The organism is Plantactinospora solaniradicis (genome assembly GCF_042658085.1).
Lineage (GTDB): Bacteria > Actinomycetota > Actinomycetes > Mycobacteriales > Micromonosporaceae > Plantactinospora > Plantactinospora solaniradicis.
In genome coordinates, this window is sequence record NZ_JBHSPR010000008.1 from 250,818 (window position 1) to 273,361 (window position 22,544).

Sequence of the window (22,544 nt, forward strand, 5' to 3'; positions counted from 1 at the left end):
GACGATGTCGGGGACACCGGGGTCGGGAGGTCGGCAGCGCCTCCCGGCCCCGGTGCCGGCACGCTTCCGATCCCGGTGGCGAGGAACGGATCCCTAGTCGCCGCTGTTCTTGATCGCGTCCTCGAACTCGGTACGGCACTGGTCGCCGCCGGTGCTCCGCCACTGCTTGACGATGTCGTCCCAGGCCGAGACGGGCTTGCGGCCGCTGAGGATGTCGTTGTTCGCGTCGTTGATGATCGTGCCGAGCTGGCCGGACTTGCGGGACCAGGTGTCGGAGAAGAGGCCGAGGGTGGGGTCCTTGATCGCCGTCGGAATGATCGACGCCTGGTACTCGTACGACTTCCGGGTGGCCTCGGGCTCGCCCGGCACGAAGATCACATCGGGGGCGTCCACGATGTACCGGACGCCGAGCACCGTCTGGCTCACCCCGGCCTGGGTCAACGTGGGTCCACCGCCACGCATGTTGTAGTGCGTACCGGCGACGCCGTACCGGCGCAGCAGCCACTCCTCGGTGCCGAACGGCGCCGCCAGCCAGTTGCAGACCTTGAGCAGCGCCCGGATCCGACCCTCGTCGGCCTTTTTGAAGGCCGTGAAGTTGTTGGTCGCCTGGGCCTGCCAGGTGGCGGCGAAGCCGCCGCCGGCGTGCAGCGGCGGGCGCATGCCGCCGATCTCGAACTGGGGCCCGGCGATGTTCTCGGCGAAGAACTGAGGCCAGGCGGTGTACCGGTCGGGGATCAGCAGGGCGCTGCCCGCGTTGAACCACTTCTTGACCGGCGCGTTGTTGCTGAAGCTGTCCGGATGGACCACGCCGTCCTTGACCAGTTGGGCAACGTCGGCGAGGGCCTGCTTGTACTCCTCGCCCTCGTAAGCGCTCACCAGCTGGCCGCCCTCGAGCCTCCACCGCCACGGGTTGCCGAGCATCTGCCGGACGAAGTCCAGCGGCGACAGGGCGAGCGCCCAACGGTTCGCGCGGGCGTCGGTGACCTTGCGGCAGACCTCCCGGAACTCGGCGAAGTTGCTCGGCTGCGGATTGGCGCCCAGCTGCTTGAACAGGTCGTCGCGACGCATCATCAGGGTGCCGCCGACGCCGCGCGGCACCGGCAGCCCGTAGATGCCGCCGTTGTAGCGGCAGTCCCGCCAGGCTTCGGTCGGCAGGTTGGCCAGGAACGGATACTCGTTGACCGCGTCGCCGGAGAGGTACGGGGTGAGGTCCTGGCACTTGGCGGCGAGCCAGGCCGGCAGGTTGGCGGTGCCGGCCGGCAGCCCGTTCGGGGTGAACAGCGCCGGCACGATGAGGTCGGGCAGGTCGTCCCCGGCGACCAGGGTGGCGAACTTGGTCGGCATGTCGGCGCTGGGCACGATGGTCAGTTGCAGGTCGGCGCCGAGCCGCTTGTTCAGTTCCTGCCAGAACGGGTTCTGCCCGAGAGCGGGCGGTACCGGGGAGTTGGTGAGCACGAAGGCGGAGACCGGGCCGCCGTCCCCGGGCGCGGCGTTGGTCGCCCGGACAGCCGGCTCCGGGTATTTGAGGAAGGCGTCCAGCAGACCCTGCGGGTTGCCCCTCAGGTCCGGCGTGACCCCGGTGTACGGGGTGTAGTTCGGCAGCCGGACCGAGCCGCTGGCCTGGTTGTTTCCGCCGCCGCTGGGACCGCCGCCGCCACCGCACCCGGCGAGCAGGCCCGGGGTGGCGACCGCAGCGGCGGTGGTGAGCGCGCCGGTGAGGAATTGCCGGCGGCCGATCGACGAAGAACTGGTCATCGTTGCTCCTTGGCGTAGCGCCGGAAGGCATCGGATGGGATGAGCGGGGTTCAGCCCTTGACCGCGCCGATCAGCACACCCTTCGTGAAGTGCCGTTGTACGAAGGGGTAGACGACGAGGACCGGGACGATGGAGAGCACCAGGATGGCCATCTGGATCGCCTCCTGGGGCGGCAGTGCGACGCCGGCGGCACCGAGCTGGTCGACTCCGATCTGCGTCTGGTTGATCACGTACGTCCGTAGCACGAGTTGCAACGGCCACTTGGCCGTGTCGTTGAGGTAGAGCAGGGCGCTGAAGAACGCGTTCCAGTACGCCACCGCGTAGAACAGGCCGATGACCGCTAGTACGGCCTTGCTCAGCGGCAGGATGATCCGGAACAGGATAGCGACATCTCCCGCGCCGTCTATCCGGGCGCTCTCGATCACCTCCTTCGGCAGCTCCATGAAGAACGCGCGCAGGATGATCACATTGAATGCGTTGACCGCGACCGGCAGAATCAGCGCCCAGTACGTGTCGAGCAGGCCGAGACTCTTCACCACGAGATAGCTGGGGATGATGCCCGGGGTGAAGAGCAGTGCGAACAGGACGATCATCAGCAGTGGCCGGTGCGCGACCGACCTGGGCCGACTGAGCCCGTACGCCAGCAGGATGGTGGCGGCCATGCTCAACGTCGTACCGGCGACGGTGACGAAGAGGCTGACCATCGTCGCCCGGGTGACCACGCCACCGGAGAGGATCGCCTGGTACGCCGCGAAGCTGACCTGGTCCGGAAGGAGTACGAAGCCACCCTCGCGGGTGATCTGCTCCCGGCTCGCGAGGCTGGTGGAGACGATCCCGACGAACGGCACGACCACGGCGGCACAACAGACGGCCAGGACGACGCCCTTCAGCGCGCGTACCGGTTTCGAGGCGACCGTGACCCCGGCGATGGTGGCTCGGCTGCTCATCTCTGGTAGACCCCCTGCTCTCCGAACCGGTGCGCGAGTTTGTTGGCGCCGAGCACCAGCAGTAGCCCGACGACGCCCTTGACCAGTCCGACGGCGGCGCTGACCCCCCAGTCACCGGCGAGAATGCCGTTGTTGTAGACGTACGTGTCGAGCACCTCGCTCGCGTCCGCGCCGACCGCCTGCTGCTGGAGCACGATCTGTTCGAACCCGACGGTCAGCGCGTCGCCGAGCCGGAGGATCAGCAACAGCACGATCAGGCTGCGCAGTCCGGGCAGGGTGATGTGCCACAGTTGCCGCCACCGGCTGGCTCCGTCGACCGCCGACGCCTCGTAGAGGGTCGTGTCGATCCGGGACAGCGCGGCCAGGAAGAGGATGGTCGCCCAACCGGCGTCCTTCCACAGCACCTGCCCGGTGACCAGCGCCAGGAAGGCGTCGGGGTTGCTGATGATGCTGACGGTGCCGAGGTCGTGCTCCCGGAGGAAGTTGTTGAGCAGGCCGCCGTCGCCGAGCAACTGCATGAAGATCGCGACCACGATCACCCAGGACAGGAAGTGCGGCAGGTAGAGGATGCTCTGCACGGCCCGTTTGAGCCGCTCGGACATCAGGCTGTCCAGCAACAGGGCCAGGGCGATCGGTGCGGGAAAGACGATCAGCACCTGGAGCAGGGTGATGATCAGCGTGTTGGTCAGTGCGTTGAGGAACGCGGGATCTCCGTTGACGATGACCCGGAAGTTGCGCAGACCGGTCCAGGGACTGTCGAAGATGCCGATGTAGGGCTGGTAGTCCTTGAAGGCGATGACATTGCCCAACCAGGGCAGGTAGTGGAATATCAGTAGGAGTGCCACGCCGGGCACTGCGGCCAGCAGCAGGATCCGGTCCCGCCGTACCCGATCCCACCACGTCAACCGGCTCACCCCATTCTGTTCGGCAGCCACGCGGGATACGCGGGCAGTTGAACACGATGGATCGCGAAAGTTCCGGAAGTTCTCCGTTACGCGCAGGTAAACCTATGTTCGATCTTGAATGTCGTCAAGACCGGCGTTAATGCCGATGGACCCGTTGTCGACGGGCTGACCAGCAGGACCGCGGCATTCCGCATTGCGGCTCCGGCGCCGAGGAGTTATCGCCGGACCTCAGTGCTGGAGGGCCCGGGTCATCACGGTGAGGTCCTCGTCTCCGAGCCCCCGCTCCACCGCCCGTTGCCACTGCGCCGCCAGGCTGTTGGCGACCGCGAGCCGGTCGATGTCGACCTCCTGGAGCGCCAGGTTGACATCCTTGAGCGCCAGGGAGAGCGGATACTGCGCCGAGTACTCGTCCTGGCCGATCCGCTGTAGCTTCTCCTCGGCCCACGGGGAGACCAGGGGACTGCCCCGGAGCACGCCGAGCACCGCGTCGCGGTCCAGGCCCAGCGAATGGCCGAGCGCCATCGACTCGGCGATTCCCTCGGCCACGAAGGCCAGCAGCATGTTGTTGACCAGCTTGAGCCGGGAGCCCGCTCCGGCCGGCCCGGCCCAGACGGTCCGCTGCCCGATCGCGTCGAAGACGGGTGCGATCCGGGTGCGGGCCTGCTCCGGACCGGAGGCGAGGATGACCAGTTGACGCTGCTGTGCCGGGCCCCGGCTACCGGCCACGGGCGCGTCGACCAGTACGACGTCGGGGCGCTGCGCCCGGACCAGGCCGACGATCCGTTCCGTTCCGGAGACGCCGATGGTGCTCATCTGGGCCCAGAGCGCGCCCTCCTGCATCGCGGCCAGCATGCCCTGGTCGACGGCGATGGCGCGGACGGCGTCGGCGTCGGTGACCATCGTGATCACGATGTCCGCCCGGCGCACCGCGTCCGCCGCGCTGTCGGCCACCTCGGCGCCCTGCTCGGCGAGCTGCCGAGCCGGTCCCGACCGGCGGTTCCAGACGACCGTGGGCAGACCGGCCCGGACGATGTTGGCGGCCATCGGCTGCCCCATGCCGCCGAGCCCGAGTACGGCCACCCGCTGCGCTTCCGCCATCGGACTTCCCCCCGTAGCGCACTGCCCTATCCGGCAGCGTAGGTCAGCGCAGGGCGCCACCGACTCGGAACGCGGCCCACTCACCCGGTTCGGGCCCCGCCCTGCCACCTCGGGCGGGAGACGGGGCTACCGCTGGCTGGTTACTCCAGGACCACCGAGTTGGTACTCCAGGACCAGCGAGTCCTCAGCCGGCGGGGTACGGCTGTTTCGCCAGCAGGTGTGCGAGGTGCGCGGCGTTGTTGGCGAGGGTCCTGGTCGCGCTGCCGGTGGTGTCCGGCTTCGGTCCGGCATCCCGGTAGTCGGTGCCGCCCATGGCCTCGCCGACCCAGTAGGTGGCGGCGCTGGCGGCGACGGTGAATCCGACGTCGTTGAGGGCTTGCAGCACCTCGGCGGTGACGTGGTGTGCGCCGTCCTCGTTACCGACGACGGCGACCGTGGCGACCTTGCCGTACGTCGACAGCCGACCCTCCGCGTCGGTCTCGGACAGTTCGGCGTCGAGGCGCTCCAGCACCATCTTGCAGACGCTCGACGGCTGGCCGAGCCAGATGGGGGTCGCCACGACCAGGATCTGCGCGTCCATCAGCTTGGCCCGGATGGCCGGCCACCCGTCGCCGTCGCCCTCGTCGGTGGAGACGCCGAACTTCACCCGGTGGTCCACCACCCGAACCAGTTCGCCGTCCACGTCGTGGTCGGCGAGTGCGGCGAGTACCTCCCGACCCAGCAGTTCGGCACTGGATGGCGCGGGGGAGGGCTTGAGCGTGCAGCACAGTACCAACGCACGGAGGGTTCCCACAGGTTTGCTCCCGACTCGATCGTGACCGGACCCGCACGCTCCTACCCCGTCGTCCGTCGGACGAACCGTCGGGCCGATCTGTCGCCGCCGCCGATGCGGTGCCGAAGTGGCGCCGGCAGGGGTGCTGGCACCACTGCCAAGACGCCATTGCGCACCATCGATCACGCCCGCCCTGCTCCATAGCGTCTACCAGGACGAATTCGAGAGGGGTGGCCATGTTCGAGCGGTGGGGTTCGGCGGTGGTCCGGCATCCGGTACGGGTGATCGTGACCTGGCTGGTGGTGGTGATGGGACTGGGTGGTCTCGGCTATCTGGTGCTCGGGCCGGAGGGTCCGGCAGCCGTCTCCGGGCAGAACGAGACGGACTTCCTACCGGAGAGCTACGAGTCGGTCCGGGCGGCCAGGTTCGCCGAGCAGGCGTTCCCGTCCGACGCGGAGGACGGTGCTACCGCCGTACTCGTGTTGTCGCGTGTTGATGGTGCGGCGCTGGGCCCGGCCGACCAGGCCGAGGGGCGCGAGGCGGTGGCCGGCCTTGGCGGGGCGGGTGTACGCGGGGTGGGCGCGCCGTCGCTGTCACCCAACGGCAAGGTCATGCTGGCCCAGGTGACCTTCACGGCGAAGCTGGGCCATCCGGAGGTGTCCAGCGCGGTCAGCAGGTTGCGCGACGATACGGCGGAGCGACTCTCCGGAACGCCGTTGCGGTCCGGTTACACCGGTGCGGCGGCCGTGGCCAAGGACACCGAGCGGTTGGATCTGCTGGTCAGCGTCGGCATGATCGTGATGATCCTGATCCTGCTGGTGGTGATCTTCCGGAGCCCGTGGGTGGCGCTGCTCAACCTGCTGATCATCGCGCTGGTCGGCCAGGGTGCGGTGGCGGTGATCGCGATCGCGGCGAAGCTCGCCGGAACGACGTTGGACGGCTCGGTGACCGGACTGCTGCCGGTGGTGCTGTTCGGGGTCGGTACGGACTACGTGGTGTTCCTGCTGTACCGGTACCGCGAGCGGCTGCGCCTCGGCGAGGACCGGCGTACCGCGATGGTGGCCGCGCTCGGCCGGGTGGGCTCGGCGATCGGGGTGTCCGCGCTGGCGGTGGCGGTGTCGTTCGGGGCGTTGCTGCTCTCCGGGTTCGGGTCGTTCCAGATTCTGGGGCCGGCGCTGGCGTTCGCCGTACTCGTGATGGTCCTTGCCGGGCTGACCCTGATCCCGGCGGTCTTCTCGCTGCTCGGGCACCGGGCGTTCTGGCCGTCGAAGGCGTGGCGGAACGCACCGAGGGCGGGGCTGGCGGCCCGGACCGGTCTCCTGGTGGCCCGGCGACCGGCGGCGGTGGCCCTCGCGGCGGTGGCCATCCTGGCGGCGCTCGGCTCGGCCGCGCTGGCACACCGGCCCAGCTACGACATCGAGACGATGCCGGCCGGCACCGAGTCGGCCCGCGTCATGCGGTGGCTGGAATCCGGGTTTCCGGCCGGCACGCTCAGCCCCACCTCGGTGTACCTGTCCGGACCCGGGCTGACCGAGCAGACCGTCGCGGCGTACGCGGAGCGGCTCTCCGCCCTGCCCATCGTGGGCGAGGTCGGCGCGGTACGGGCCACCGGCCAGACGGCGCAGGTCGAACTACTGCTCGCGGCCGACCCGTTCAGTGCGCGGGCGCTCGACGCGATGGAGCAGGAGCTACGCCCGGCCGCGCACGCCGCCGCGCCGCCGGGCAGCATCGTGTACGTCGGTGGCGAGACCTCGATATTCGCGGACATCCGGGCGGTGGTCGAGGTGGACCTGAGGGTGATCCTGCCCGCCGCCGGTCTGCTGATCGGCCTGGTGCTGCTACTCATGCTGCGCGGGGTGCTGGCTCCGGCGTACCTGCTCGGCGCGGTGGTCGGCGGGTTCGTGGCCACCCTCGGCGCGGCGGTGCTGGTCTTCCAGGGGGCCGTGGGCCGGCCGGGGCTGACGTTCACGCTTCCGCTGATCGTCTACATGTTCGTGGCGTCGATCGGCACCGACTACAACATCCTGATCATCGCCCGGATTCGTGAGGAGTTGCGCGGCGGCGCGTCCCGGCGCGAGGCTGTCCGGGTGGCACTGCGCGAGGCCGGCCCGCCGGTCGCCGCGGCCGGGGTGATCCTGGCGGCGTCGTTCGGGGCACTGACCATCTCGGCCACGCTCGCCGAGGTCGGCTTCGCGGTGGCGGTCGGCGTGCTGCTCTCCACCTTCGTGCTCTCCTGGCTGCTCGTACCGGCGCTGACCGCGTTGCTCGGCAGGGCGGCCTTCTGGCCGGCGCGGGTGGGCAGGACGTTGGCGACACCGGAGACAGCAGCGGAGACGGCGCCGGCGTCGGCACGGGAGACGGAGCCGGCCGGGGGACCGGTTTCGGCGACAATGGTGCAGTGACGAAGCGGAGGCGGCGAGCGGCGCGGGACGCGGGCCATCTGCTGATCAGCGCCGGTCTCGGGCTGGCGGCGCAGGGACTGCTGCCGCTCACCGCCTTCGCGTTGCTACTCTGCCTGCTGCCGCCGCTGGGCGGGCCGGTGCTGGGCTTCGTGGTCCGGCTCACCCGCCGGCTGGCCGACACGCAGCGGCGGCGGATCGGGCCACGGATCCCGTCGCCGTACGCCGGTCCACCGGGCCGGATCCGGGAAATCCTCGCCGAGGCGGCCTTCTGGCGCGATGCCGGATGGCTGGCCGGTCAGGCGGTGGCCTGCTTCGTCGCGATGCTCGTCGTGGCGCTCTGGCCCGCCGGCCTACAGGGTTTCGTCATACCGCTGCTGTACCTGCTGCTGCCGGCCGATCTGGAGCTGGTGTTCCAGGGCATGCCGGTCACCAGCACCCCCCGGTCGCTGATCGCCGTGCCGCTGGGGGTGGTGCTCCTGGTGGCGGCCTACTTCGCGCCCCGGGCGTTCCGGGCGGGCGAGGCGCGGCTGGCCCGCCGGCTGCTCACCCCCACCGCCGCCGCCCGGCTGAGCGCCCGCGTCGAGCAGCTCGTCGAGACGCGTACGGCCGTGGTCGACGCCTCCGCCGCCGAACTGCGCCGGATCGAACGCGACCTGCACGACGGCGCGCAGGCCCGGCTGGTCGCGCTGACGATGAACCTGGGGATGGCGGAGGACATGTTCGACAGCGACCCGGGCGCTGCCAGGGCGATGCTCGCCGACGCCCGGGCCGGGGCGCACAGCGCGATGAGCGAGCTACGCGACCTCGTGCGCGGCATCCACCCACCGATGCTCGCCGACCGTGGCCTGGTCGGGGCGGCCGAGGCGCTCGCGATGGCCAGCCCGGTACCGGTCGACCTCGACCTGCGGCTCGGTCGGCGGCTCAGTGCCCCGGTGGAGTCGGCGGCGTACTTCGTGCTCGCGGAGGCGCTCGCCAACGCCATCAAGCACGCCGTCGCCACCCGGATCACGATGTCCATCGTGGACGAGGAGGTGCGGCTCCGCCTCCGGGTACGCGACGACGGCCGGGGCGGCGCCGACGGTTCCCTCGGTACGGGACTGCGGGGGATCGCGCGGCGACTGGGCGCGTTCGACGGCACCGTCACGGTCACCAGCCCGACCGGCGGCCCCACCGAAGTGGAGGCGGTGCTCCCGTGCGGGTCGTGATCGCCGAGGATCTCGTGCTGCTCCGCGACGGCATGGTACGCATGCTGGCCGCGTACGGCTTCGAGGTGGTCGCCGCCGTCGCCGACGGTGTCGGACTGGCGGAGACGCTCGTCTCGCTGCGACCCGACGTGGCGGTGGTCGACGTACGGCTGCCGCCCACCTGCACCGACGAGGGTCTGCGCGCCGCGATCGCCGCCCGGCGGGAGGTGCCCGGCCTGCCGGTGCTGATCCTGTCCCAGTACGTCGAGCAGGTGTACGCCCGCGAACTGCTCAGCGACCGGGCCGGCGGAGTCGGCTATCTGCTCAAGGACCGAGTCGGCGAGGTGCGCGAGTTCACCGAGGCGATTCGTCGGGTGGCGTCCGGCGGCACGGTGATGGACCCGGACGTGGTGGCCCAACTGCTCGGCAGCGGCCGGGCGGCCCAACTGGCGACGCTTACGCCGCGCGAGCGGGAGGTGCTCGCGGTGATGGCCGAGGGGCGGTCCAACGCCGCGATCGGCGCCCGGCTCGTCATCACCGAGAAAGCGGTGAGCAAGCACATCAACAGCATCCTGACGAAGCTCGACCTTCCTCCGTCGGACGACGACCATCGGCGGGTCCTGGCGGTGCTGGCGTACCTCGGCGCCTGATCCGGCCAGGGCAGACCCGGCCGGGCCAGGTGTCCTGCCCAGCCGGGTCGGTACCACTAGGGCAGGGTCCAGTTCTGTGCCGCGGTGCCGTTGCAGTCGTAGATCTGCAACTGGGTGCCGTTGGTGGTGTTGGAGGCGGGGATGTCCAGGCAGCGGCCGGACTGCGGGTTCCGCAGCCCGCCGTTCGCCGCGGCGACCCACTGCTGCGCGCCGGTGCCGTTGCAGGTCCACAACTGCACCCTGGTCCCGTTGGTCAGCCCGCTGGCCGCGACGTCGAGACACTTGCCCAGCCCCCGGACCGTACCGTCGCCGGGCAGCGTCCAGGTCTGCTGCGGCTGGCTGTTGCAGTCCCAGATCTGCACCCTGGTTCCGTCGGCGGTGCCGGCCGCGTTGATCTCGGCACACTTGCCCATCGCCCGGAGCGGCCCGGTCCGGCCGGGGCCGCCGGAGTCCGGAGTGCTGACGCCGGCCCCGGTGAAGGTGTAGCTGTCGAGGTCGAGCAGTGCCCCGGAGCCGCCGGTGAAGACGACGTAGAGGTCGTGGGTGCCGTCGTCCGGCTTGCTGACCGGGGCGGTGACCTCGGTGTAGTTGTCCCAGCCGCCGGTGTTCGGCACGGTGACCCGGGCGACCTCGGTGCCGGTCGGCGAGTCGTACCGGAACGAGACCACGTTGCCGGCCTTGTCGGAGGACACCCGGGCCCGTACCCCGGTGATGCCCTTCAGGCTGACGCCGTGGTGGCGTACCCACTCGCCGTTCTGGATGTCACCGAGCCGGAAGCCACCCTCGGCGCCGGCCGCGTTGATGACCTGCGGCCCGTTGAGCTGTACGTAGTGCTCGGCCTGCCACTGCTTGGGCCACAGGGTGATCTCCCGCTCGCCGGTCAGCGGCACGCTGCCGGTGGCACCCCGGTCGGTGTACCCGCCCCGGATCACGAAGAACAGCACCGAGTCCGGACCGGCGTGCACCGGGCCGGTGTCGAAGGTGGCGCCGCAGCCGGTGCCCTGTCCCTCCTCGTGGGCGTGCTCCTGGTGGCCGAGCGCAGCCCGGACCACCACGTTGGCGCACGGGATGGTGCCGTCCTGCGGGTCCGTCGCCGCCGCCGTGGCGGTCAGGTTCTCGTCCCAGCTGAACAGGCCGCCGTTCGGCAGCCCGCCGACGCTGACGGTGGGCCGGTTGTTGCCGACCACGATCGGTACGACCGTGGTGCCCGACTTCCCGGTGCCGTCGTTCACGGTCAGCCGGGCCCGCTTGTCGCCGACGGTCGTGTACGTGTACGACGGGTTCGCCGCCGTCGAGTCGACGGTGCCGTTGTTGTCGAAGTCCCAGGCGTAGCCGAGCGGGTCGCCGTCCGGGTCGGTGCTCCCGGCCGAGGAGAAGTTCACGGTCAGCGGGGCGAGGCCGTTGTCGACGCTGGGCGTCGCCTTGGCCAGCGGCGAGCGTCCGCCCTGGATGTAGTTGATTTTGTAGAGTCCGGCGTCCGGGGCGCCGGAGAAGTAGCCGCTGCCGTACTCCAGCAGGTAGAGCGAGCCGTCCGGGCCGAACTGGAAGTCGATCGGGTGCACGAAGCTCATCCCGCCGAGCACCGGCTCGATGACGGTCGGCGTACCGGTGGCCGGGTTGCCGTTGTTGAACTGGACCTCCTTGAGCCAGTTCCGGCAGTACTCCGAGATGATCCACTTGTTGTCGTAGTACTGCGGCCACTTCACGTCGGAGACCAGGTTGGCGTTGTAGTGGTAGACCTCGGTGTGCGCGGGCGAGCCGCAACCGCCCGGGTTGTCCAGCGCCGGCCACTCCCGGCTGCCGCCGTGCTGCTCCCACACCGTCGCCGGCTTCGTGGGCGGCAACTGCTGGAGGCCGGTGTTGCGGGGCGAGTTGTTCACCGGGCCGGTGGTGCCGCCGCACGGGAACCAGCCCCGGGGCGCGTTCGCCGCGAAGTCCCAGTCGTTGTACGCGACGTTCGGCCCGCCGCAGTACGGCCACCCGTAGTTGCCCGGCGCGGTGGCCCGGTTGAACTCGTCGTACGCGGCCGGACCCCGGTTGGCGACCGTCGCACCCGCGTCGGGACCGACCTCGCCCCAGTAGAGGGTGTTGCCGGCCTGCTTGTCGACCCAGATCCGGTACGGGTTCCGCAGCCCCATCACGTAGATCTCGCCCCGGGTCCCCGCCGTACCGGCCGGGAAGAGGTTGCCGGCCGGGATCGTGTAGGTGCCGTTGTCCTCGGGATGGATCCGGTTTATCTTGCCGCGCAGGTCGTTGGTGTTGCCGGAGGTACGCTGCGCGTCGTACTGGGGGTTCCGGTTGGTCCGCTCGTCGATCGGCGCCATGCCGGCCGAGTCGCCGCCGGAGTTGGTGTTGTCGCCGACCGCGAAGTAGAGGTTGTTGTTGCTGTCCCAGGTCATCGACCCGGCCGAGTGGCAGCACAGCTCCCGTTCGGTGGGCCACTCGATGACCATGTCCTCGGACGCCGGGTCGAGCAGGTTCGTGCCGGGGTTGAAGGTGAACCGGGAGATCCGGTTGACCAGCGGGGTCACCTTGGGCGAGTAGAACAGGTACACCCAGCGGTTCGTGGCGAACTGCGGGTGGACGGTGATCCCGATCAGCCCGTCCTCGTGCCGGGCGTCGAGTGCCAGGGTGAGCGCGACGGTGGTGGTCTGGGTACCCGGGTGGTAGAGCCGGACCTGACCGCCGCCGTTGGTGGTGCCCCGGTTGATGTAGAGCACCTTCTGGTCCGGCAGTACGGCCAGTTCGATCGGCTCGCCCATCGACAGGCCGCCGTCGAGCTTGACCTTCTCGAACAGCCCGGTGGCGGGTGGAGCGGCGGCGGCCTGGGCCGCGGCGTGGGCTGCGGTGCCGTCGTGCGTGGTGGTGCTGGTGGCGGCGCCGGCCTGCGGTATCCACCCCGCGACGGCCACGACGGTGGCCAGCGCGGCGGTGAGCGCGAAGCGCCGACGGGAGGTGGGTGACACGGGTCCTCCAGTGGGGGTGGTGGGGGATGCCGGGGTGTGGGCCGGCCAGGTGGTGGGGGATGCCGGGGTCTGGGCCGGCCAGCTGGTGGTGGGTGCGCCGGGATCAGCTGCCGTAGACGTCGAACTCCCAGAGCGAGTAGCCCCAGGCGGTGCCGCGCTGGGTGCCGTGCACCCGCAGGTACCGGCCGGTGCCGGTCAGGGTGATGTCGTCGCTGCCGCCGTCGCCGGTGGTGGTGCTGTGCACGGTGGTCCAGGTGCTGCCGTCGGTCGAGGTCTGGATCTGGTACGCCCGCGCGTACGCCGCCTCCCAGGCCAGCCGGACCCGGTCGACGGTCCGGACCGCGCCCAGGTCGACGCTGATCCACTGTGGGTCGGTGTAGAGGCTGCCCCAGCGGGTGCCGCCGTTGCCGTCGACGGCGTTCGCGGCGACGTGTGTGCTGCCGCCTTCCACACTGGACGCGACGGCCGGGCGGCCCCGGGACAGCAGCGTGCCGCCGGTGCCGGCGGGTTCGCCGTAGACGTTCAGGTCCCAGAGCGAGTAGCCCCAGGCGGTGCCGCGCTGGGTGCCGTACACCCGTAGGTGGCGGCCGGTGCCGGTCAGGGTGATGTCGTCGGTGCCGCCGTCGCCGGTGGTGGTGCTGTGCACGGTGGTCCAGGTGCTGCCGTCGGTCGAGGTCTGGATCTGGTACGCCCGCGCGTACGCCGTCTCCCAGCTCAGCCGGACCCGGTTCACCGCGTACGTCGCACCGAGGTCCACGGCGAGCCACTGCGGATCGGCGTGCGCGCTGCCCCAGCGAGTACCGGAGTTGCCGTCGACCGCGTTGGCCGGCAGGTGCGCACTGTTCGGCTCGGTGCTGGACGCGGTGACCGGTTGACTCCGGGCCCGGTCGACGGCGCCCGGGGTGCCGGCCGCCCTGATCCGGATGTTCCGGTAGTTGATGTCGAGGCCGGCGCCGTCGTTCTGCACTCCGAGGTAGCCGTCGGCGATGGCCCGGCCGCTGACGTAATCGTTGATCTTCACGCCGTTGAGCCAGATCTCGACCCGCTGCCCGGTCACCGCGATCTCGTAGCTGTTCCACGCGCCGGGCGGGTTCAGCGCGGCGTCCCGGAGCGCGGCGTTCGGTGCCTGGAAGCTGTAGACGCTGCCGGTGGTCCGGGACGGGTCGGCGTCGGTGGCGTCGATCTGGATCTCGTGACCGGTGTCGACCGGCCGCCACGGGTCACCCTGCGGATCGGGGAACCCGATGAACACCCCGCCGTTGTCGTCGCCCGGCATCATCCAGTCGAGCTTCAGCGAGTAGTTGGCGAAGGTGCGGACCGGGTACCAGAGCAGGCCCATCCCGCCGAACGAGGTGAGCGTGCCGTCGGCCAGGGTGAACCCACCGGGGCCGGCCTGCCGCCACTGGTCCAGGCTGGCCTGGCTGCCGTCGAACAGCGAGGCGTAGCCGGTCTCCGGCCGGCAGTCGGCCGGCGTCGCCCCGGCGGCGATCCGGATCCCGCCGAGCAGCATCCGGGTGAAGTTCGGGTCGGCGTACGTCTCCTCGGTGTGCCCGAGCCCGGTGTACCAGGACCGGCCACCGGCGTAGTTCTGGCACCAGGTGATCGGGTGGTCGCCCATGTTCCCGCCGCTGTACGACGACTCGTCCAGACTGGCCAGCACCTTCACGGCAGCACGCGGGTTGGTCCGGTAGTTGTACCACTCGTCGGTGCGGGTCCAGGTCGGCGGCAGGTGTGCGGTGGAGGCGTTGCCCCGGTCCTCGACCCGGATCGTCGCCGGCTGGGTCGCCGGATGCGAGTCGAACCACGCGCCGACCAGTCCGCCGTACCAGGACCAGCCGTACTCGGTGTCCGCCGCCGCGTGTACGCCGACGTACCCGCCGCCGGCTCCGACGTACGCCTGGAACGCGGCCTGCTGGGCGTCGTCGAGTACGTCGCCGGTGGTCGAGAGCCAGACCACCGCCTGGTATCGCGCCAGGTTGGCGGTGGTGAACGCGCCCGCGTCCTCCGTGGCGTCCACGGTGAACCCGTTCGCGGTGCCGAGTTGCCGGATCGCCGCGATACCGCTCGGGATGGCCGAGTGCCGGAATCCGGCGGTCTTGGAGAAGACCAGGATCCTGGACAGTGGAGCGGCCGGGGCGGCCTTCGGCAAGTGTGCGGTCGAGGCGGCGCTCGGCGTGACGGCGGCCGTGGTCAGGGGTACCGCGACGGTTGCCACCACGGTCATGGCGACGGCCAGCAGGGCACGGGTCAGCATTCGCACGATCTGCTCCTCCGGGGACGGACCGGTGAAGGAGAGGAGCGCGCCGACGCACCTTCCAAGCCTTCGGTGCGCGCCTGCCCGCGCCCACCGCTGGACCGCACTTTGCCACGCCCGACCGAAGGCGTCAATACATTTGGATCTTTAGACATCCTATCTATCTTGATGCTTCAACGGCTTCTATCGGCTAAGGCCCCAGCAACACCGATCCTGAGGTGAGAAACATCCAATGTTCTGGCCGCTTTGGGTGCCGACGGGTGTGAACTCAGTGCGGAAAGGCCCGAGGTTTCCGGCTCGAGACGTCGTACCGGAACTCGTCGATCCGCAGGCTCACCTGGCGGGCGCCGACGGTGTCCTCCAGCCGATCGAGATAGAGCGACCGCCGGGCGAGCGCCGCCAGGTCGACGGTGAAGTAGATCGCCATCAGCGGGTTGACGAACAACGCGCTGCCGCTGGTACGCCGGGTGAACTGGACGTCGCCGACCTCGCCCCGGGTGGCCGCCGCGATCTGCCCGTTGACGATGCTGGGCCGCAGCGGTGTGGCGGCCTGGGCCCGGGCGACCGCGTCGCGGTAGAGCACCGCCTCCCGGCTCCGCCCGGGGATGGAGAGCGCACCGAGGTACGCCCCCTCGCGGTCCAGCGCGGCCAGGTTCTCCAACACCTGGACGTGGTTCACCCCGTGGTACGCGTCGATGCCGAACCCGAGACAGCTCACCAGTCGGGTCGGCACCTCCAGCCCGGCCACCGCGCCGAGGCTGGTCATGTCCTCCACCGGGGTGCCGAGGCCGGCCTCGTCGCCGCGCATCAGGATGTCGGTGCCGCCGTCGACGAGCACGATCGCGTCCACGTCCAGGTGTTCGACCAGCCGCCGGTACGCCCGACGCAGCGGCCGGACACCGGTCCGGGGGAAGGCGTACACCGTGCTGGGGAGCCCGTGCGCGGCCAGCCAGTCCGCGAGAACCCGCTCCGGAAAGTACTCCTCCGGACCCTTGGTGTCCGGGGTGACCGCCGCGACGTCCTGCGCGAACCAGCCGTCCAGGTCGATCAGCTCCAGTTGGGCGAACGACAGGTTCGCCAGGTGCACCCGGACCCCGGCGTCCCAGAGCGCGACCGCGAGCGGCAGCCCGGCGTAGACGTCGAACCCGCCACCGGCACCGGCGATCAGCACGTTGCGGGCGCCGGCCAGGGCCGCGAACAGCGGCGGAGTCGCCAGCTCTGACACCGGACCTCCCGCCGGGCTCTACAGTGCGCGCCGGAGCCAGTCTTCCACCCCGGCGACGTGCACGGTCGCCCAGGACCGGGCCAGTTCGGGTTCCCGGGCGACGATCGCGTCGACGATGGACTGGTGCTGCTCACGGGTCTTGGTGACCGCGCCCTGCTGGGTCAGGCCGCGCCAGATCCGGGCCCGGGTGGTCGGCCCGGACAGGCCGTCGATCAGCGAACAGAGCACCGTGTTGCCGGCGCCCGCCGCGATCTGCCGATGGAAGTCGAGGTCGTTGCTGACCAGCGCCTCGATGCTCGGATCGGTGCCGAGGCCGTCGAGCGTCGCCTGGAGCTTCACGATCCCCTCCTCGGGCATCCGCTGTGCGGCGAGCGCGGTCGCGGCCGGTTCGAGGATCCGGCGTACCTCCAGGAACTGGAGCACGGTGTCGTCGCGGTGAAAGTCGACCACGAAACTGAGCGCGTCGAGCAGCAGCGGCGGTTCGAGGCTGGTGACGTACGTGCCGTCGCCCTGTCGTACGTCCAGCACCCGGATGATGGACAGCGCCTTGACGGCCTCCCGCAGCGAGTTGCGGGACAGTCCCAGCCGTTCGGCGAGGTCGGCTTCCTTGGGCAGCCGGTCGCCGGGACCCAGCTCACCCGACGTGATCATCCCTTTGATCTTGTCGATGGCCTCGTCAGTCAGTGCCATGTCCACCTCCGCAGGGGTTCATTGTCCGCCGTCGGCCCCGGCCCCGACCGGTAGCCCCGTCGGGGTGTCCGCCCCGGGACGCCGGACGACCCGGGCACCGGCCGTGTCCGCCGGCACCCGGGCCGCGCCGGGGAGTCTCCGAGGGTCAATCCTGTGCCTTGCCGGTGGTGATCCGGGCGAGCATCAGGGCGACCAGGATGATCAGGCCGTAGATGGCCTGGATCCACTGCGCGGAGACGCCGGCCAGGGTCAGGATGTTGTTGATCAGACCGAGCACGACCACCCCGCAGAGCGCGCCGAACAGCGTTCCCTTACCGCCGTCCATGCTCACCCCACCGATCACCGCCGCGGCGAAGACCGTGAAGATCATGCCCTGGCCCTGGGCGGCGGCGACCGAGCCGAGGCGGCCGGTCATCAGCAGCCCGGCGAGCGCGGCGAGCACCCCGGCGACCATGAAGACGATCCAGACCACCCGGTCGGTCCGGATACCGGCGGCCCGGGCCGCGTCGGCGTTCCCACCGATCGCGTAGATCGACCGGCCGTGCCGGAAGAACCCGAGCACGACGATCGCGACCGCGAAGAGCGCCGCGCACAACCAGATCGAGGCGGGCAACCCGAACCACAGCGCGTTGCCCAGGTAGAGCACCGACGGGGGCAGCTCGAAGAGGTTCTGCCCACCGGTGATACCGATCTGTACGCCCCGCAGCACGATCAGCATGCCGAGCGTGACGATGAACGCCGAGAGCCCGAGACGCAGGATCAGCATCCCGTTGAACGCGCCGATGGCGAGACCGACGAGCAGGCAGATCGGGATCGCCAGCGTCGTCGGCCAGTCGGTGCCGAGGCCGTTGCTGGCCGCCGGGATCACCAGCGCGACCGCGAGCGCCGGGGCCAGCCCGACGGTCGACTCCAGCGACAGGTCGAACTTTCCGCCGATCAGGATGATCGCCTCGGCCAGCACCAGCAACGACAGTTCGGTCTGCTGCTGGAGCACATTGATGATGTTGGCGGTGCTGAGGAACACCGGGTCGATCAGCGCGCCGACCACCACCAGCACCAGGATCGCCGGCACCAGCGCCAGGTCGCGCAGCCGGGCCAGCCGCAGTCGGGGCCGGAGCGGCCCACCCGGCGGTGACGGCGCCTTTGCCACGCCGGCCGGGGTGGCGGTGCTCGTTCCGGTCATTGTCCGGCTCCTTCCGGGGCCCCGACACCATCGGTGGCCGATTCCTGCGTGGCGCCGATCCGCTCGGCCGCCACGGCTTCCGCGGCGCCGATCCGGTCGGCGGCCACTCCCTCCACCGCGGCTACCACCTCGGCGTCCTCCCAGTCCCGTCCGAGTTCGGCGCTGATCCGCCCGTGGAACATCACCAGCACCCGGTCACAGGCGCGCAGGTCGTCGAGCTCGTCCGAGACGAGCAGCACGGCGGTGCCACCGTCGGCCGCCGCCCGGACCGCGCCGAGCAGCGACTCCTTGGACCGCACGTCCACCCCGGCCGTCGGGCCGATCAGCACCAGCACCCGGGGATCGGTGGACAGGGCCCGGGCCAGCACCACCTTCTGGGCGTTACCGCCGGAGAGGCTGTTCACCGGGGCGTACGGGCTGGACGTCTTGATGTCGTACCGCGCGATCATCTCCTCGGCGACCGTGGTCCGCCGCTTCGGCACGATCGCCCCGGCCGGACCGAACCGGCCGGCGATGGGCAAGGTGGCGTTCTCCTCCACCGAGAGCAGTGGTACCAGGCCCTCCCGGTGCCGGTCCTGTGGCACGAAGCCGATCCCGGCGGCCAGCGCCGCCGGTACGCTGCCCAGCCGCACCGGCTGTGCACCGACCCGGATCTCGCCACCGTCCGGCCGGCGCAGTCCGCTGAGCGTCTCCGCCAGCGAGACCTTGCCGCTGCTGCCCGAGCCGGTCACCCCGACGATCTCCCCGGCCCGTACTTCGAGGTCGACGTCGGTGTAGGCGTCGGCCAGCCGGAGCCCGGTGGTCCGCAGCGCGACCGACGTCTGGGAGGTGACCGGAGGCCGGGAGGGCCACTCGGTCAACCCGACCGCCTCGCCGGTCATCGCCTCGACCAGCGCCGCGTGGCCGACCTCGGTGACCGGCCGGGTGAGGATCCACCGGGCGTCCCGGAGCACGGTCACCGTGTCGCAGACCTCGTAGACCTCGTGCAGGTGGTGCGAGATGAACAGCAGCGTCACCCCGGACGCGGCCAGTGCGCGCATCCGGGTGAACAACCGGTCGATCGCGGTGGCGTCGAGCCGGGCCGTCGGCTCGTCGAGGATGATGAACCGGCTGCCCAGGGAGAGCGCCCGCGCGATTTCCACGAGTTGCCGCTGCTCCACGTTCAGTTCACCGGCCAGCGCACCGGGATCCACCGCCACGCCGTAGTCGTCGAGCAGCGCGCCGGCCCGCCGACGCAGCCGGGCCCAGCCGATCGGCCCCCGCCCGGCCTGGCGGTTCAGGAACAGGTTCTCCGCCACCGTCAGGGTGGGGATGATGGTCGAGCGCTGGTAGACGCAGGCCACCCGGCGGCGCCAGGCGTCCCGGTCGGCCAGTGCGGGGGCCGGTTCGCCGTCGAACCGGACCGTGCCGGTGTCCGGGCGGTGCAGCCCGGTCAGGATCGACACCAGGGTCGACTTGCCGGCCCCGTTCCGCCCGACGAGTGCGTGTGTGCTGCCGGCGGCGATGGTGATGCCGGCGTCGGCGAGCGCCGTCGTGGCGCCGAACCGCTTGGTGACGCCGGTCGCCTCGACCGCCGTACCGGGTGGTGCCGTGCCCGGGGCGGGTGCCCCGGGCACGGCGATCGAGTCGATGCTCATCATCCGCCGATCTGGTTGCCCCACAACGCCTTGTCATCGACGTTGGCGGCGGTGACGAGCGGGGCCGGGAGCTGGTCCTCCAGCACACCGTTGCCGACGTCGACGATGTTGCTGTCGTGGTCGGTCGGGCCGGGCTGGAACGTCTTGCCGTCGACCGCCGCCTTGGCGTAGAGCAGCGCGTACTTGGCGTACAGGTCGGCCGGCTGGGAGACGGTGGCGTCGATCTCGCCCTTGCGGATCGCCTCGAACTCCTGCGGGATGCCGTCGTTGGAGACGATGAAGATGTGCTTGGGATCGGCCGCCGGCACCAGCAGGTTACGCGAGCGCAGCAGTTGCAGGGTCGGGGCCAGGAACACCCCACCCGCCTGCATGTAGATCCCCTTGATGTCCGGGTGCTGGGCCAGCCGGGTCTGCAACGCGGCCGACGCCTTGGCGCCCTCCCACTCGGTCGGCTCCTCGAACACCGTGATGCCGGGGAACTTCGTCTTCATGCACTCGGCGAACGCCTCCGAGCGGTCCCGGCCGTTGACCGAGGAGAGCGAGCCCTGGAACTCGACGACCTTGCCCTTGCCGCCGAGCTTCTCGCCGAGGAACTCGCACGCCTTCTGCCCGTACGCCCGGTTGTCGGCCCGGACCACCATGAACACCTTGCCCTTGTCGGGGCGGGTGTCCACCGAGACCACCGGGATCTTCTTCTGCTCGAGCTGGGCGAGGGTGGTGGCGATCGCCCCGGTGTCCTGCGGCGCCATCACGATGGCCTTGGCGCCCTGGCTGGTCAGCGCCTGCGCGTTGGCGACGAGCTTGGCGATGTCGTTCTGCGAGTTGGTCGGCGTCATCAGGTTGATGCCCTGCTCCTGCGCGAACTGCGGGATGTACTTCGCGTAGGAGTTCCAGAAGTCGGAGTCGGCCCGGGGCAGGTCGACCGCGATCTGGGAGTTGCCGGAACCGCCATCGCCGCCGCCCGACGGGGACTCGGCGGAGTTGCAGGCGGCGGTGGTGGCGACGAGGGCGGCGACGATCGCCGCACCGAGGGTGGCGCGTCTGGTGAGTTCCATGCTGATCCTCACTGTGAACGGTTCAGGTGGGGGGCGGTGCGTACCGGGTGGGGCAGGGGGATTCGGCGTGGACGTACGGGGTCACGGCGTGGCGTCGCGCCACACCGGACCGTCGGGGAACGAGTAGTTGACCAGGCTGGCCCGGCGCATGGTGGAACTGAACCCGGGGGCGGTGGGGGCGAGGTAGTTGCCGTTGTGGATCCGTACCGGGTCGGTGAAGTGTTCGTGCAGGTGGTCGACGTACTCGATGACCCGGTTCTCGGTCGAGCCGGAGACGGCGACGTAGTCGAACATCGCCAGGTGCTGGACCAGCTCGCAGAGCCCGACGCCGCCCGCGTGCGGGCAGACCGGCACGCCGAACTTGGCGGCCAACAGCATGATCGCGATGTTCTCGTTGACCCCGGCCACCCGGGCCGCGTCGAGTTGCACGAACGACACCGCGTCGAGCTGTAGGAGCTGCTTGAACACCACCCGGTTCTGCACGTGCTCGCCGGTGGCGACCCGGACCGGTGCGATCCGTCGGGCGATCGCCGCGTGCCCGAGTACGTCGTCCGGGCTGGTCGGCTCCTCGACCCACCACGGATCGAACGGCGCCAGGGCGGTGATCCACTCGACCGCCGGGTCGACGTCCCAGCGCTGGTTGGCGTCGACCGCGATCCGGAAGTCGGGACCGCAGGTCTCCCGGGCGATCCGCATCCGCCGGATGTCGTCGTCGAGGTTGCCGCCGACCTTGAGCTTGATCTGCCGGAAGCCGTCGGCCACCGCCTCCCGGCAGAGCCGGCGCAGCTTGTCGTCGTCGTAGCCCAGCCAGCCGGGCGAGGTCGTGTACCCGGGATAGCCCTCGGCCAGCAGGTGCGCGACCCGTTCCTCCCGCCCCTCGGCGCGGGAGCGCAGGATCGCCAGGGCCTCGTCCGGGGTGAGCGCGTCGGTCAGGTACCGGAAGTCGACCAGGGCCACCAGGTCCTCCGGCGGCATCGACGCGAGCAGTTGCCACAGCGGAAGTCCGGCCCGCTTGGCCTTGAGGTCCCACAACGCGTTGACGACGGCGGAGATGGCCATGTGCATGACCCCCTTCTCCGGGCCGAGCCAGCGGAGCTGCGAATCGTGCACCAGCTCCCGCCACATCCCGCCGAGGTCGTCCAGCACGTCCTTGACCAGCCGCCCGAGCAGGTACGGCCGCAGCGCCGCGATCGCCGCCGACTGCACCTCGTTGCCCCGGCCGATGGTGAAGGCGAAGCCGTGCCCCTCCTGGCCGTCCGGCGAGTCGGTCCGGAGCACCAGGTACGCCGCCGAGTAGTCCGGGTCCGGGTTCATCGCGTCCGACCCGTCGAGGTGACGGGAGGTGGGGAACCGGATGTCGTAGGTGTCGACGGCGATGAAACGGCTGCTCATGCCCCGACCACCCGCTGCCGCCGCCCCGGTACGCGGGGATCCGGCACGAGCCGGCGAATCGGGACCGCCAGGTCGGGGATCGGGTGTATCGCGCTGCCGCTGTGGCGCACCGGGTCGGTCCTTTGCTCGGGGAACCAGGTTATACATCGGATGTTTACCAGAGCCACCGGTGCGCAGCAAGACCTGTGGGGATCACCTCGGATCACCATTCGGCAACGCTGCTCCGTCGTTCCGGCCCACAGCATCGAATCGACGATGGTGTTGACGAGGGGGATACATCCAATGTTAACTGCGGTGCCCGGTCATCGACCGGGTCCCGGGTCTCCCGCGCCGCCGTATCCGCCGACACGGCGGCGCGGGCTCGTCCCGGCAGTACACGGCGTCCAGCGTGCGCCGGGGAACGAGGTTCGCGGGTGGCGCCCCGCAACG

General features: G+C 70.5%; 16 protein-coding genes. 3 read left to right on the forward strand and 13 right to left on the reverse strand.

Going from position 1 to position 22,544, the window contains the following annotated elements:
• Positions 1-93: 93 nt before the first annotated feature.
• The 5 genes from ACFP2T_RS10975 to ACFP2T_RS10995 all read right to left on the reverse strand — a co-directional run bounded on the left by ACFP2T_RS10975 (position 94) and on the right by ACFP2T_RS10995 (position 5,498).
• Complete coding sequence (locus ACFP2T_RS10975) at positions 94-1,755, reverse strand: extracellular solute-binding protein (protein ID WP_377420375.1); 1,662 nt, start codon at positions 1,753-1,755, stop codon at positions 94-96.
• A 50-nt stretch (positions 1,756-1,805) separates the two neighbouring features.
• Positions 1,806-2,702, reverse strand: coding sequence for a carbohydrate ABC transporter permease (locus ACFP2T_RS10980; protein ID WP_377420377.1), 897 nt, complete (start codon positions 2,700-2,702; stop codon positions 1,806-1,808).
• Positions 2,699-3,616, reverse strand: a complete 918-nt coding sequence (locus tag ACFP2T_RS10985) for an ABC transporter permease (protein ID WP_377420379.1) — start codon at positions 3,614-3,616, stop codon at positions 2,699-2,701. Before ACFP2T_RS10985 ends, ACFP2T_RS10980 begins: the two co-directional genes overlap by 4 nt.
• 219 nt (positions 3,617-3,835) lie before the next feature.
• Positions 3,836-4,705 carry an NAD(P)-dependent oxidoreductase gene (locus ACFP2T_RS10990; RefSeq protein ID WP_377420381.1) on the reverse strand — a complete coding sequence of 290 codons (870 nt, stop codon included), beginning with the start codon at positions 4,703-4,705 and terminating at the stop codon, positions 3,836-3,838.
• Between the two features lie 184 nt (positions 4,706-4,889).
• Positions 4,890-5,498, reverse strand: coding sequence for a flavodoxin family protein (locus ACFP2T_RS10995; RefSeq protein WP_377420384.1), 609 nt, complete (start codon positions 5,496-5,498; stop codon positions 4,890-4,892).
• Positions 5,499-5,713: 215 nt separating this feature from the next.
• Here ACFP2T_RS10995 and ACFP2T_RS11000 point away from each other — a divergent pair, with 215 nt between their 5' ends.
• Genes ACFP2T_RS11000 through ACFP2T_RS11010 form a run of 3 tightly spaced genes read left to right on the forward strand, consistent with a single transcriptional unit; the run spans position 5,714 to position 9,713 of the window.
• Positions 5,714-7,879 (forward strand): MMPL family transporter, encoded by a 2,166-nt coding sequence (locus ACFP2T_RS11000; RefSeq protein ID WP_377420386.1) that lies wholly within the window; start codon positions 5,714-5,716, stop codon positions 7,877-7,879.
• Complete coding sequence (locus tag ACFP2T_RS11005) at positions 7,876-9,084, forward strand: sensor histidine kinase (protein WP_377420388.1); 1,209 nt, start codon at positions 7,876-7,878, stop codon at positions 9,082-9,084. Before ACFP2T_RS11000 ends, ACFP2T_RS11005 begins: the two co-directional genes overlap by 4 nt.
• Positions 9,072-9,713, forward strand: a complete 642-nt coding sequence (locus ACFP2T_RS11010) for a LuxR C-terminal-related transcriptional regulator (protein ID WP_377420390.1) — start codon at positions 9,072-9,074, stop codon at positions 9,711-9,713. Before ACFP2T_RS11005 ends, ACFP2T_RS11010 begins: the two co-directional genes overlap by 13 nt.
• A gap of 56 nt (positions 9,714-9,769) precedes the next feature.
• On the opposite strand, the gene ACFP2T_RS11015 is transcribed toward ACFP2T_RS11010, so the two are convergent.
• The 8 genes from ACFP2T_RS11015 to ACFP2T_RS11050 form a co-directional block, all read right to left on the reverse strand.
• Positions 9,770-12,679 carry a carbohydrate-binding protein gene (locus ACFP2T_RS11015; protein ID WP_377420393.1) on the reverse strand — a complete coding sequence of 970 codons (2,910 nt, stop codon included), beginning with the start codon at positions 12,677-12,679 and terminating at the stop codon, positions 9,770-9,772.
• 103 nt (positions 12,680-12,782) lie between these two features.
• Positions 12,783-14,933, reverse strand: coding sequence for a ThuA domain-containing protein (locus ACFP2T_RS11020; RefSeq protein WP_377420918.1), 2,151 nt, complete (start codon positions 14,931-14,933; stop codon positions 12,783-12,785).
• A 268-nt stretch (positions 14,934-15,201) separates the two neighbouring features.
• Positions 15,202-16,158 (reverse strand): DUF1152 domain-containing protein, encoded by a 957-nt coding sequence (locus tag ACFP2T_RS11025; protein ID WP_377420395.1) that lies wholly within the window; start codon positions 16,156-16,158, stop codon positions 15,202-15,204.
• A gap of 18 nt (positions 16,159-16,176) precedes the next feature.
• On the reverse strand, positions 16,177-16,848 hold the full coding sequence (locus ACFP2T_RS11030) for a FadR/GntR family transcriptional regulator (RefSeq protein ID WP_377420397.1): 672 nt from the start codon (positions 16,846-16,848) through the stop codon (positions 16,177-16,179).
• Between the two features lie 145 nt (positions 16,849-16,993).
• On the reverse strand, positions 16,994-18,031 hold the full coding sequence (locus tag ACFP2T_RS11035) for an ABC transporter permease (protein WP_377420399.1): 1,038 nt from the start codon (positions 18,029-18,031) through the stop codon (positions 16,994-16,996).
• A complete protein-coding gene (locus ACFP2T_RS11040) occupies positions 18,028-19,671 on the reverse strand; it encodes a sugar ABC transporter ATP-binding protein (RefSeq protein WP_377420401.1) in 1,644 nt (547 codons plus the stop codon). Before ACFP2T_RS11040 ends, ACFP2T_RS11035 begins: the two co-directional genes overlap by 4 nt.
• Positions 19,668-20,723 (reverse strand): sugar ABC transporter substrate-binding protein, encoded by a 1,056-nt coding sequence (locus tag ACFP2T_RS11045; protein ID WP_377420403.1) that lies wholly within the window; start codon positions 20,721-20,723, stop codon positions 19,668-19,670. The genes ACFP2T_RS11040 and ACFP2T_RS11045 overlap by 4 nt, the downstream gene beginning before the upstream one ends.
• Positions 20,724-20,804: 81 nt before the next feature.
• The gene (locus tag ACFP2T_RS11050; RefSeq protein ID WP_377420405.1) at positions 20,805-22,115 is read right to left on the reverse strand and encodes an L-fuconate dehydratase; all 1,311 of its coding nucleotides are present in this window, start codon (positions 22,113-22,115) and stop codon (positions 20,805-20,807) included.
• Positions 22,116-22,544: the final 429 nt, after the last annotated feature.